The 10,940-nt window shown below is 71.6% G+C and carries 9 protein-coding genes; all 9 read right to left on the bottom strand.

Translation table 11 applies throughout. From position 1 onward, the window contains the following. Nucleotides 1-144 precede the first annotated feature (144 nt). On the bottom strand, nucleotides 145-1,653 hold the full coding sequence (gene gatB / locus ACZ4MH_RS31755) for an Asp-tRNA(Asn)/Glu-tRNA(Gln) amidotransferase subunit GatB (RefSeq protein WP_351589986.1): 1,509 nt from the start codon (nucleotides 1,651-1,653) through the stop codon (nucleotides 145-147). Nucleotides 1,654-1,669: 16 nt separating this feature from the next. Then, nucleotides 1,670-1,912 (bottom strand): hypothetical protein, encoded by a 243-nt coding sequence (locus ACZ4MH_RS31750; RefSeq protein ID WP_030258159.1) that lies wholly within the window; start codon nucleotides 1,910-1,912, stop codon nucleotides 1,670-1,672. Beyond that, nucleotides 1,909-3,417, bottom strand: a complete 1,509-nt coding sequence (gene gatA, locus ACZ4MH_RS31745; RefSeq protein WP_351589981.1) for an Asp-tRNA(Asn)/Glu-tRNA(Gln) amidotransferase subunit GatA — start codon at nucleotides 3,415-3,417, stop codon at nucleotides 1,909-1,911. Before gatA ends, ACZ4MH_RS31750 begins: the two co-directional genes overlap by 4 nt. A 5-nt stretch (nucleotides 3,418-3,422) precedes the next feature. Next, nucleotides 3,423-3,719 (bottom strand): Asp-tRNA(Asn)/Glu-tRNA(Gln) amidotransferase subunit GatC, encoded by a 297-nt coding sequence (gatC, locus tag ACZ4MH_RS31740; RefSeq protein WP_030258164.1) that lies wholly within the window; start codon nucleotides 3,717-3,719, stop codon nucleotides 3,423-3,425. A gap of 146 nt (nucleotides 3,720-3,865) precedes the next feature. After that, the gene (locus tag ACZ4MH_RS31735; protein WP_351589978.1) at nucleotides 3,866-5,953 is read right to left on the bottom strand and encodes a putative bifunctional diguanylate cyclase/phosphodiesterase; all 2,088 of its coding nucleotides are present in this window, start codon (nucleotides 5,951-5,953) and stop codon (nucleotides 3,866-3,868) included. A 157-nt stretch (nucleotides 5,954-6,110) separates the two neighbouring features. Next, nucleotides 6,111-8,351, bottom strand: a complete 2,241-nt coding sequence (gene ligA, locus ACZ4MH_RS31730; protein ID WP_467754816.1) for an NAD-dependent DNA ligase LigA — start codon at nucleotides 8,349-8,351, stop codon at nucleotides 6,111-6,113. Between the two features lie 29 nt (nucleotides 8,352-8,380). Then, nucleotides 8,381-9,409: a methionine synthase gene (locus tag ACZ4MH_RS31725; protein WP_351589976.1), complete on the bottom strand. Its 1,029-nt coding sequence runs from the start codon at nucleotides 9,407-9,409 to the stop codon at nucleotides 8,381-8,383. 57 nt (nucleotides 9,410-9,466) lie between these two features. Further along, a complete protein-coding gene (locus ACZ4MH_RS31720) occupies nucleotides 9,467-10,156 on the bottom strand; it encodes an SDR family oxidoreductase (protein WP_351589973.1) in 690 nt (229 codons plus the stop codon). 212 nt (nucleotides 10,157-10,368) lie between these two features. Next, complete coding sequence (locus ACZ4MH_RS31715; RefSeq protein WP_351589971.1) at nucleotides 10,369-10,911, bottom strand: LOG family protein; 543 nt, start codon at nucleotides 10,909-10,911, stop codon at nucleotides 10,369-10,371. Nucleotides 10,912-10,940: the final 29 nt, after the last annotated feature.

Raw genomic sequence — 10,940 nt, 5'->3', positions numbered from 1 at the left:
TGCCGCGGGGAGAAGAGGTGGGTCTCTTGAGGGTTGGTGGGGGGGAGAAGAGCCGGAGATCGATGCTGTTGTGTTCGGTGTGCTCGACAGGGGGGCGGCACACCCGGAGGTCCCCCGCCCCTCGTCGCATGCAGCGGGCCGGGATCAGCCCTCCACGCCCAGCTTTTCCAGGATCAGCTCGCGGACGCGGGCCGCGTCGGCCTGGCCTCGGGTGGCCTTCATTACCGCGCCGACCAGGGCGCCGGCCGCGGCGACCTTGCCGCCGCGGATCTTGTCGGCGATGGCGGCGTTGGACTCGATCGCCTCGTCGACGGCCTTGCCGAGCGCGCCCTCGTCGGAGACGACCTTCAGGCCGCGCTTCTCGACGACCTCGTCCGGGGTGCCCTCGCCGGCCAGTACGCCCTCGATGGTCTGGCGGGCCAGCTTGTCGTTGAGGGAGCCCTCGGCGACCAGCGCCGCCACCCGGGCCACGTCGGCCGGGGTGATGGGCAGGGCGGCCAGGTCCACGCCGTCCTCGTTGGCGCGGCGGGCCAGCTCGCCCATCCACCACTTGCGGGCGGCCGCGGCGTCCGCGCCGGCCTCCGTGGTGGCGACGATCAGGTCGACCGCACCGGCGTTGAGGATCGACTGCATGTCGTGCTCGGAGACGCCCCACTCCTCGCGCAGCCGGTTGCGGCGCAGGCGCGGCAGCTCGGGCAGGCCGCGCCGCAGCTCCTCGACCCACTCACGGGACGGGGCGACGGGGACCAGGTCGGGCTCCGGGAAGTACCGGTAGTCCTCCGCCTCCTCCTTCACGCGGCCGGACGTCGTGGAGCCGTCCTCCTCGTGGAAGTGGCGGGTCTCCTGGATGATCGTGCCGCCGGACGAGAGCACCGCGGCGTGCCGCTGGACCTCGTACCGCGCCGCACGCTCGACGCTGCGCAGGGAGTTGACGTTCTTGGTCTCCGAGCGCGTGCCGAACTTCTCGCTGCCCTTGGGCATCAGCGAGAGGTTCACGTCGCAGCGCATCTGGCCCATTTCCATGCGGGCCTCGGAGACGCCGAGCGCCTTGATGAGCTCGCGCAGTTCGGCGACGTACGCCTTGGCGACCTCGGGGGCGCGCTCGCCGGCACCGGTGATCGGCTTGGTGACGATCTCGATGAGCGGGATGCCGGCGCGGTTGTAGTCCAGGAGGGAGTGCGAGGCGCCGTGGATACGGCCCGTCGCGCCGCCCACGTGCGTGGACTTGCCGGTGTCCTCCTCCATGTGGGCGCGCTCGATCTCCACGCGGAAGATCTCGCCGTCCTCCAGCTGTACGTCGAGGTAGCCGTCGAAGGCGATCGGCTCGTCGTACTGGGAGGTCTGGAAGTTCTTCGGCATGTCCGGATAGAAGTAGTTCTTCCGGGCGAAGCGGCACCACTCGGCGATCGAGCAGTTCAGGGCCAGGCCGATCTTGATGGCCGACTCGACGCCGATCGCGTTGACGACCGGGAGCGAGCCGGGCAGGCCCAGACAGGTGGGGCAGGTCTGGGTGTTGGCGTCGGCGCCGAGCGCCGTCGAACACCCGCAGAACATCTTGGTCTTGGTGCCGAGTTCGACGTGCACCTCGAGCCCCATGACGGGCTCGTACGTCGCGAGGGCGTCCTCGTACGAGACCAGGTCAGTGACAGTCACGGTGAAACAATCCCTCTCAGCCCAGCAGGACGTCGTCGTCGCCCAGGTGCTTCAGTTCCCGGTAGAGGATCGCCAGGCCGGTGACGATGGCCGCGGCCGAGACGGCCGCGTCGATCAGTCGCAGCGTGTCGTTCTCCTGCCGGGCCAGCTTCGCCTGCTTGGCGACGCTGAGCGCGCCGAAAGCGGTGGTGCCCATCGACAGGTACAGACCCGACTTGGACTTCTTGAAGTTCTTGGCCTTCTTGGTGATGGCGCTCACAGTGACGGTGCCTCCTCCAGCAGCGGGTGGCCCCACTTTTCCACGAAGGCGGCCTCGACGGCGGCACCGACCTTGTACAGCCGGTCGTCCTTCATGGTGGGGGCGATGATCTGCAGGCCCACGGGCAGCCCGTCCTCGGGAGCCAGGCCGCAGGGCAGCGACATGGCCGCGTTCCCCGCCAGGTTCACGGGGAGCGTGCACACGTCCGCGAGGTACATCGCCATCGGGTCGTCGGCGCGCTCGCCGATCGGGAAGGCGGTGGTGGGCGTGGTCGGCGAGACGATCACGTCGACCTGCTCGAACGCCGCCTCGAACTCGCGGGTGATCAGGGTCCGCACCTTCTGCGCGGAGCCGTAGTACGCGTCGTAGTAGCCGGAGCTGAGCGCGTACGTGCCGAGCATGATCCGGCGCTTGACCTCGGGGCCGAAGCCGGCCTCGCGGGTCAGCGCGGTGACCTCCTCGGCGGACTTCGTGCTGTCATCGCCGACCCGCAGGCCGTAGCGCATGGCGTCGAAGCGGGCGAGGTTGGAGGAGCACTCCGAGGGCGCGATGAGGTAGTACGCCGCCAGCGCCAGGTCGAAGGACGGGCAGTCCAGCTCGACGATCTCGGCGCCCAGCTCCTTCATCAGCGCGACGGACTCGTCGAACCGCTGGATGACACCGTCCTGGTAGCCCTCGCCGCGGAACTGCTTCACCACGCCGACGCGCATGCCCTGTACGGAGCCGTTGCGGGCGGCCTCGACGACGGCCGGGACCGGCGCGTCGATGGAGGTGGAGTCGAGCGGGTCGTGGCCCGCGATCGCCTCGTGCAGCAGCGCCGCGTCCAGGACCGTACGGGCGCAGGGCCCGCCCTGGTCGAGGGAGGACGAGAACGCGACCATGCCGTACCGCGAGACGCCGCCGTACGTCGGCTTCACGCCGACGGTGCCGGTGACGGCCGCGGGCTGGCGGATCGAACCGCCGGTGTCCGTACCGATCGCCAGCGGGGCCTCGTACGAGGCGAGGGCCGCGGACGAGCCGCCGCCGGAGCCGCCGGGGATGCGGGTGAGGTCCCACGGGTTGCCCGTCGGGCCGTACGCGCTGTTCTCGGTGGACGACCCCATGGCGAACTCGTCCATGTTGGTCTTGCCGAGGATGACGACGTCGGCGGCCTTGAGGCGCTGGGTCACCGTCGCGTCGTACGGCGGGATCCAGCCTTCGAGGATCTTGGAGCCGACGGTGGTCGGGACGCCCTCGGTGGTGAAGATGTCCTTCAGGGCGAGCGGGACGCCGGCCAGCGGGCCGAGCTTCTCGCCGCGCTCGCGCTTGGCGTCCACGGCGCGGGCCTGGGCGAGCGCGCCCTCCCGGTCGACGTGCAGGAAGGCGTGCACCTTCTCGTCCACGGCCTCGATCCGGGCCAGGTGGGCCTCGGTGACCTGGACGGCGGTGACCTCACCGGCCGCGATCTTCGCTGCGGTCTCGGCGGCGGTCAGCTTGATCAGTTCGTGTGCTGCGGTCTGCGCCATCTCGGTCACTCCTCCCCCAGGATCTGCGGCACCTTGAATCGCTGCTGCTCCTGGGCGGGCGCGCCGGAGAGCGCCTGCTCGGGGGTGAGCGACGGGCGCACCTCGTCCGCCCGCATGACGTTCGTCAGGGGCAGCGGGTGGGAGGTCGGCGGAACGTCTTGGTCGGCGACCTCGGAGACGCGGGCTACCGCGCCGATGATGTCGTCGAGCTGTCCGGCGAAGTGGTCGAGCTCTTCGTCCTTCAGCTCCAGACGTGCCAGCCGTGCGAGGTGGGCGACCTCCTCGCGCGTGATGCCAGGCATGCAGCGATCCTCTGCTGGTTTCCGGTGGAGTATTCGCCCCAATCCTATGGCGCGCGGTGTCGTGACGGCGAAACGGTTGAAGAACAGCCCGTCCGGCGTTTGAGGACAGCACCCGGAGGGCGCTCTCCCGGCACGGCGGGGGCGGCTTACTTCACGACCTGACCGGAGGGCTGGTCCGCCTCGTCGTCCACTTCGCGGCGCCAGCCGCCGTGCTCCCGCGCACGCAGCCACGCCGTCGTCTCGTCCGGCGGCATCGCGGCCGCCACCAGCCAGCCCTGTACCGCGTCGCAGCCCAGGTCGCGCAGCCGCTCCCAGGTCTCGTCGTCCTCGACGCCCTCCGCGACGACGAGCAGCCCGAGGGAGTGGGCGAGGTCGAGCGTGCAGCGGACGATCTCGGCGTCCTCGGTGTCCACCGCGAGCCGGGCCACGAACGAGCGGTCGATCTTCAGCTCGCTGACGGGCAGCCGGCGCAGGTGCACCAGGGAGCTGTACCCCGTGCCGAAGTCGTCGAGCGACATCTTCACGCCGTGGCCGGTCAGGCCGTTCAGCGTGTCGGCGGCGCGCTGCGGGTCCTCCAGCAGCACGTGCTCGGTGATCTCCAGCTGGAGCGCGCCGGGCGGTACCTGGTGCCGCGCCAGCCGCGCGGCCACCGCGCCGGCGAAGCCGGGGGTGTGCACGTCGCGCGGCGAGACGTTCACCGCGACCGGGACCTCCAGGCCGTCCGCGCGCCAGCGCGCCACCTGGCCGAGCGCGGTCTCCAGGACGTACTCGGTCAGCCGCGGCATCAGCCCGGAGGACTCGGCGATGGCGATGAACTCGTCCGGAGGGACTCTCCCGCGGTCCGGGTGCACCCAGCGCACCAGCGCCTCCAGCCCGGCGACCTGGCCGTCGAAGCGGACCTTGGGCTGGTAGTGCAGCTCGACCTCGCCCGCGTCCAGCGCCCGGCGCAGGTCGCCGAGGAGGCCGAGCCGGTCGGGGGTGTTGCCGTCGCGCTTGGCTTCGTAGACCTCGACGCCGCTGCGGTCCCGCTTCGCCTGGTACATCGCGACGTCCGCGCGGCGCAGCAGGCCCTCGGCGTCCAGCGCGTGGTCCGGGTAGACCGCGACGCCGGCGCTCGCCTCGAGCACCAGCGTCAGCCCGTCCAGGTCGAGGGGCGAGCCCAGCGCGGCGACAAGCGAACGGGCCACCCGCTGCGCGCTGGTGAGGGAATCGGCGGTGGGCAGCAGCACCGCGAACTCGTCGCCGCCCAGCCGCGCGGCCTCCGCTCCGCGGGGCAGGGCCTGCCGCAGCCGCTCGGCGATCTGGAGCAGCAGGCGGTCACCGGCGAGGTGTCCGAGGGTGTCGTTGACCGACCGGAAACGGTCGAGATCGATCAGTACGAGGGCGGCGCGGGCGCCGACGCGCTCGGCGTCGTCCAGCGCGCTCCAGGTCCGCTCCAGCAGCCACTGCCGGTTCGGCAGGCCCGTCAGCGGGTCGCGCAGCTGCTCCTCGGCGCGTGCCCGGGCGATCCACAGCGTGGAGTCCAGCGCGATGAGCGGCACGGCGAAGAGCGGCAGCAGCAGCGGCGTGTGCTCGGCGACCACCACGATCAGCGGGGCTATGCCCACCAGCGCGACGCCGACCAGGGCCTGCCGGGTCACCGCCCGGCGCGCGATGGACGGCAGCCGGCCGTTGCGCGAGCCCATCAGGAACCAGAGCAGCGCCCGGGTGACGGCCAGATACACCAGCGCCGATCCGAGGATCGGCGGCAGTACGGACAGGTCCCAGTCCCCGGGGCGGCCGGGATCGGCCACGCTGGGCGCGATGCCGAACGCGGCGAGGCCCAGCGCCGCCGTGCCCAGGCCGAGGACGTCGATCGCGCCGTGCACGACTGCCTGTCGCCAGCGCTGCCGGCGCGCGGCGCCGACCAGGACGACCACGGACAGGCTGATCAACAGGGCGGGCACCCAGCCGTACAGCAGCAGGACCGCCAGGGCCAGCGCGGCACCGGAGCCGGTGCCGCCGGTCCAGCGGTCCCTGCCGATGGCGACGAGATGCCCGACGATCACGCCGGTGAGGACGGCCAGCGACCAGCCGACGGCGCCGCGCGGAAAGAGCGCGGCGCCGCCTCCGATCGTCATGAGGACGCCCGTCACGAGCACCACGGCGGCCGTCAGAACCACAGCCGCGGGCAACGCGGGCATGACGAGCCGCCGGAGCCGCGACGCCGGAGCGGCGCTGTCGGTCGGTTCCATTCCGATACCTCTCACAGCCGGCTGTGCCCGCGCCACGGCAGGCGCACCCCTCAACAGTAGGCCGCAGAAGGCCACCACGGGCAGCGATCGGCAGCGGTTGCCCGAATGCGACCCGACCACCCGTAAGCGTCTGGTATGCGCCGAAGAAGTGACTTACTCACTCCTCCTCCGGGGGCGTGACCGCTACCGCGCGGGCGGCGTCGGGGCCCTCTTCGAGCAGCACCGCGAAGCCGTCATCGTCCAGCACGGGCACCTTCAACTGCATAGCTTTGTCATATTTCGAACCAGGATTGTCGCCTACAACGACGAAACCGGTCTTCTTCGAGACAGAACCGGTCACTTTCGCTCCAAGACGTTGCAGCGCTTCCTTCGCGCCATCTCTGGTGTGTGATTGAAGTGTTCCCGTTACGACGACGGTGACGCCCTCCAGCGGCCTCGGGCCTTCGTCGCCGGTGCTTTCCTCCTCCATCCGGACCCCGGCGGCGCGCCATTTGTCCACGATGTCGCGGTGCCACTCCTCCTCGAACCACTGCTTCAGCGAGGCGGCGATGGTCCCGCCGACGCCCTCGACCGCGGCCAGTTCCTCCTCGCTCGCCTCCCGGATCCGGTCCAGCGAACGGAACTCCATGGCCAGCGCCTGCGCCGCGACCGGGCCCACGTGCCGGATCGAAAGGCCCGTCAGGATGCGGGCCAGCGGGCGCTCCTTGGCCGCCTGGATGTTCTCCAGCATCGCCAGGGCGTTCTTCTTCGGCTCGCCCTTCTGATTGGCGAAGAACGTGACGACCTTCTCCTCGCCGGTCTTCGGATCCCGCTTGGGCAGCCCGCTGTCCGGGTCGAGCACGTACGACTTGATGGGCAGCAGCTGCTCGATGGAGAGCCCGAAGAGGTCGCCCTCGTCCTTCAGCGGCGGCTCGGCCGGCTCCAGCGGCTGGGTCAGCGCCGTCGCCGCGACGTATCCGAAGTTCTCGATGTCCAGGCTCTTGCGGCCCGCGAGGTAGAACAGCCGCTCCCGCAACTGCGCAGGGCAGCCCCGCGCGTTCGGACAGCGCAGGTCGATGTCGCCCTCCTTGGCGGGCTGCAGCGCCGTCCCGCACTCCGGGCACTCGGCCGGCATCACGAACTCCCGCTCGCTGCCGTCCCGCAGGTCCACCACCGGCCCGAGGATCTCGGGGATCACGTCGCCCGCCTTGCGCAGCACGACCGTGTCGCCGATGAAGACGCCCTTGGCCTTGACCACGTCCTGGTTGTGCAGCGTGGCGAACTCCACCTCGGAACCGGCCACCATGATCGGCTCGACGACGGCGTACGGCGTCACCCGGCCGGTCCGCCCGACACCCACCCGGATGTCCAGCAGCTTGGTGTTGACCTCCTCCGGGGGGTACTTCCACGCGATCGCCCAGCGCGGCGCGCGCGAGGTCGCGCCGAGGCGGCCCTGCAGCCGGATCTCGTCGAGCTTGACGACGACGCCGTCGATCTCGTGCTCGACGTCGTGCCGGTGGTCGCCGTAGTACGCGATGAACTCCCGCACCGCCGCCAGCGAGTCGACGACCTTGTTGTGCTTCGCCGTGGGCAGGCCCCACTCGCGCAGCAGGTCGTACGCCTGCGACTGGCGGTCGATGTCGAAGCCCTCACGGGCGCCGGTGCCGTGCACCACCATGTGCAGCGGGCGGGTCGCCGTGACCTTGGGGTCCTTCTGGCGCAGCGAACCGGCCGCGGCATTGCGCGGGTTGGCGAACGGGGGCTTGCCGTCCGCCACCAGGCGGGCGTTGAGCTGCTCGAACGCCTCCATCGGGAAGAAGACCTCGCCGCGGATCTCCACCAGCTCCGGGACGCGGTCGCCCTTGAGCCGGTCGGGGATGTCCGCGATCGTCCGCACATTCGGCGTGATGTCCTCGCCCGTGCGGCCGTCGCCCCGGGTGGCGGCGCGGGTCAGCCTGCCGTGCTCGTACGTGAGGTTGACCGCGAGGCCGTCGACCTTGAGCTCGCACAGGAAGTGGTACTTCGCCGACTTCGGATCGCCGCCCAGCTCCGCCGCGATCCGCTCCGCCCAGGCGGCCAGCTCCTCATCGTCGAAGGCGTTGTCCAGCGAGAGCATCCGCTCGCGGTGGGCGACCTCCGTGAACTCCGTCTCGTACGCCCCCGCGACCTTCTGCGTGGGCGAGTCGGGCGTCCGCAGCTGCGGATGCTCCTCCTCCAGCGCCTCCAGGGAGCGCAGCAGCTTGTCGAACTCCGCGTCGCTGACGACCGGGGCGTCCTTCACGTAATACCGGAAGCGGTGCTCCTCGATCTGCTCCGCGAGCCGCTGGTGCCGCTCGCGCGCCTCCGAGGGCACGCCGGCTCCCGCCGCGTCGTCCGCCGCGCCCTCCGCCGCCTGTCCGGTCTGCTCTTCGCCGGCCACCGTCTGTCCTCCCGTGTCCTTGAGTGCGCTCACTCAGGGTTGTCCGCGAGCGATCCCGCCGCCCGGACGCAGTGGGCGAGCACCTTACGGGCATACTCGGGCGAAGCGCCCGCGAGTCCGCACGCGGGAGTGATCACCACGGACTCGCTGAGAGTCCCCGGATTCAGCCCCAGCCTGCGCCACAGCGTCCTGACACCCATGACGCTACCGGCAGGGTCTGACAATGGGCCGTCGGTGCCCGGCACGACGCCGGCGAAGAGCGTCGTACCGCCCTCGACGGCCTCGCCGATCACCTCGTCATCACGCTCGGTGAGCAGCGAGAAGTCGCACGCGATGCCGGTCGCCCCGGCCCGGCGCAGCAGCGCGAACGGCACGTCGGGGGCGCAGGAGTGCACGACGACGGGCGTGCCGTCGTCCTGCGCGCCGCCCGCCGCGTCGATGATGTCGCGGAGCGCGCCCTCGACGACGGCGCGGTCCACGGCCCGGTAAGTGCGGTAGCCGCTCGCCGTCCGCACGCTGCCGCGCAGTACGGAGGTCAGCGACGGCTCGTCGAGCTGGAGGACGATCCGGGCGCCGGGGATGCGGCGCCGTACGTCCGCGAGGTGGGCCCGCAGGCCCTCGGCCAGCGACGCGGTGAGGTCCCGGCAGGCGCCCGGATCGCCGAGCGCCGCCTCCCCGTTGCGGCGCTCCAGCGCGGCGGCCAGCGTCCACGGCCCGACGGCCGAGACCTTCAGCGCGCCCTCGTACCCTTGCGCGAACTCCTCCAGCGCGTCGAGGTCCTCGCCGAGCCAGGACCGGGCCCGGCGGGTATCGCGACCGGGGCGGTCGCTGATCCGCCAGCCGCTGGGCTCCACGTGCGCGTACACCTCGACGAGCAGCCCGGCGGTCCGGCCGATCATGTCGGCACCGGGCCCGCGGGCGGGCAGCTCGGGCAGGTACGGCAGCCGGTCGAGAGATCCTGTGACGGTCTTCGCGGCCTCCCGCGCGTCGCCACCGGGCATCGACCCGATACCGGTGGCCGCGCGGGCGCCCCAGGGGTTAGTCGTCTTGTCGCTCACGCGTCCGACCCTATGCGGCGGGACGGCAGGCCGGCCGCACGGGCGGCCGGCGGGCGGTCAGCGCCCCGGGCGGACCGAGAGATCGGTGATCTCGGCGTCCCTGGGGAGGTCGAGAGCCGTGAGGACGGTGGTCGCGATCGACTCCGGGTCGATCCACCGGGCGGGGTCGTACTCCTTGCCCTCCTGCTGGTGCACGCTCGCCTGCATGGCGGTCGCGGTGCGCCCCGGGTAGACGGAGGTGACGCGGACCCCGTTGTCGTGCTCCTCGGCGCGCAGCGCGTCGGCGAGGGCCTTCAGGCCGTGCTTGCTGGCCGCGTACGCGCCCCACTGCGGGTTCGCGCGCAGCCCCGCGCCGGAGTTGACGAAGACCACGTGCCCCTGCGCGAGCCGCAGCTGCGGCAGGAAGAGGCGGGTCAGCTCGGCCGGCGCGACGAGGTTGGCGGTCAGCTGGCGCTGCCAGCTCTTGGCGGGCAGGTCGGCGACCGTGCCCAGCTCGACGACGCCCGCGATGTGCAGGACGGAGTCCAGCCGGTCGGGCAGCGTCTGGTGGCCGAGCGCCCAGGCGAGCTTCTCCGGAACGCCGAGGTCACCGACGACCGTGCGGGCCCCGGGGAACTGCGCGGCCAGCTCCTTGGCGCGGCCCGCGTCCCGGGCCAGCAGCCACAGCTCCTCGCCCCGGTCGGCGAGCCGCCGCGCGACCGCCGTCCCGATGCCCGATCCTGCGCCGGTGATCAAGTGCGTACCCATACCGGCGATCCTAATTGCCGGACTTTCCGACGGCCGCCTGGGTCCCTGCCGGTATGGGCCTGGGTCCCTGCCAGATATCCGCGCGCCGCTCGGCTGTCCCCGCCGGATATCCGCGCGCCCGCTTGGGTATCCCCCTGGTGGGGGCCTCCGGGTCTGCGCAATCGGGGCCAGCGCGAAAGTCGTACTAACTCGCCCGCACGCCGCGCCGGCTGTCAGCCCCGCACCCCCGCCTGCTCCTCCAGGTACGCCAGCGCGCCCACGCCGTCCTCGGCGAAGAACGCCAGCTCGGTGAGCGGCACCGGGAGGAAGTTCTCCGCCTCCATGCGCTGGAACTGCTGCTTGAGCCCGTCGTAGAAGCCGTTCGTGTTCAGGATCACGACGGGCTTGGTGTGCATCCCGTGCTTGCGCAGCTCCAGGATCTCGGTGGCCTCGTCCAGCGTGCCGGTGCCGCCGACCATCACCACGATGGCGTCGGCGCGGGCGAGCAGCGCCGCCTTCCGCTCGGCGAGGTCCGCGGTGATCACCATCTCGTCCGCGCCCGCGCGCGCCTTGTGGGCCAGGAACTCCACGGAGATGCCGATGAGCCGGCCGCCGTTCTCCTGCACGCCGTCGGCCATGACCTTCATCAGGCCGGTGTCCGAGCCGCCCCACACCAGCGCGTGCCCGCCCTTGCCGATCAGCTCGGCGAATTCACGGGCGGGGACGGTGTAGCTCTCGGAGAGGTCGGCGGCGGAGCAGAAGACACAAATGTTCATACCGCAACCATACGGGCGGGCAGCGGCGG

The sequence above is a fragment of the Streptomyces sp. NPDC026301 genome (assembly GCF_055567935.1).
Note: the sequence above shows the minus strand (reverse complement) of the source record. Positions and strands in the feature narration are given on the sequence as shown.

Bases quoted from the DNA above. Each gene is read 5' to 3' on its own strand.
- gatA (WP_351589981.1), bottom strand. From the start codon at position 3,417: ATGGCGCAGACCGCAGCACACGAACTGATCAAGCTGACCGCCGCCGAG.
- ACZ4MH_RS31720 (WP_351589973.1), bottom strand. From the start codon at position 10,156: ATGGGTACGCACTTGATCACCGGCGCAGGATCGGGCATCGGGACGGCG.
- gatC (WP_030258164.1), bottom strand. From the start codon at position 3,719: ATGCCTGGCATCACGCGCGAGGAGGTCGCCCACCTCGCACGGCTGGCA.
- ACZ4MH_RS31735 (WP_351589978.1), bottom strand. From the start codon at position 5,953: ATGGAACCGACCGACAGCGCCGCTCCGGCGTCGCGGCTCCGGCGGCTC.
- ACZ4MH_RS31715 (WP_351589971.1), bottom strand. From the start codon at position 10,911: ATGAACATTTGTGTCTTCTGCTCCGCCGCCGACCTCTCCGAGAGCTAC.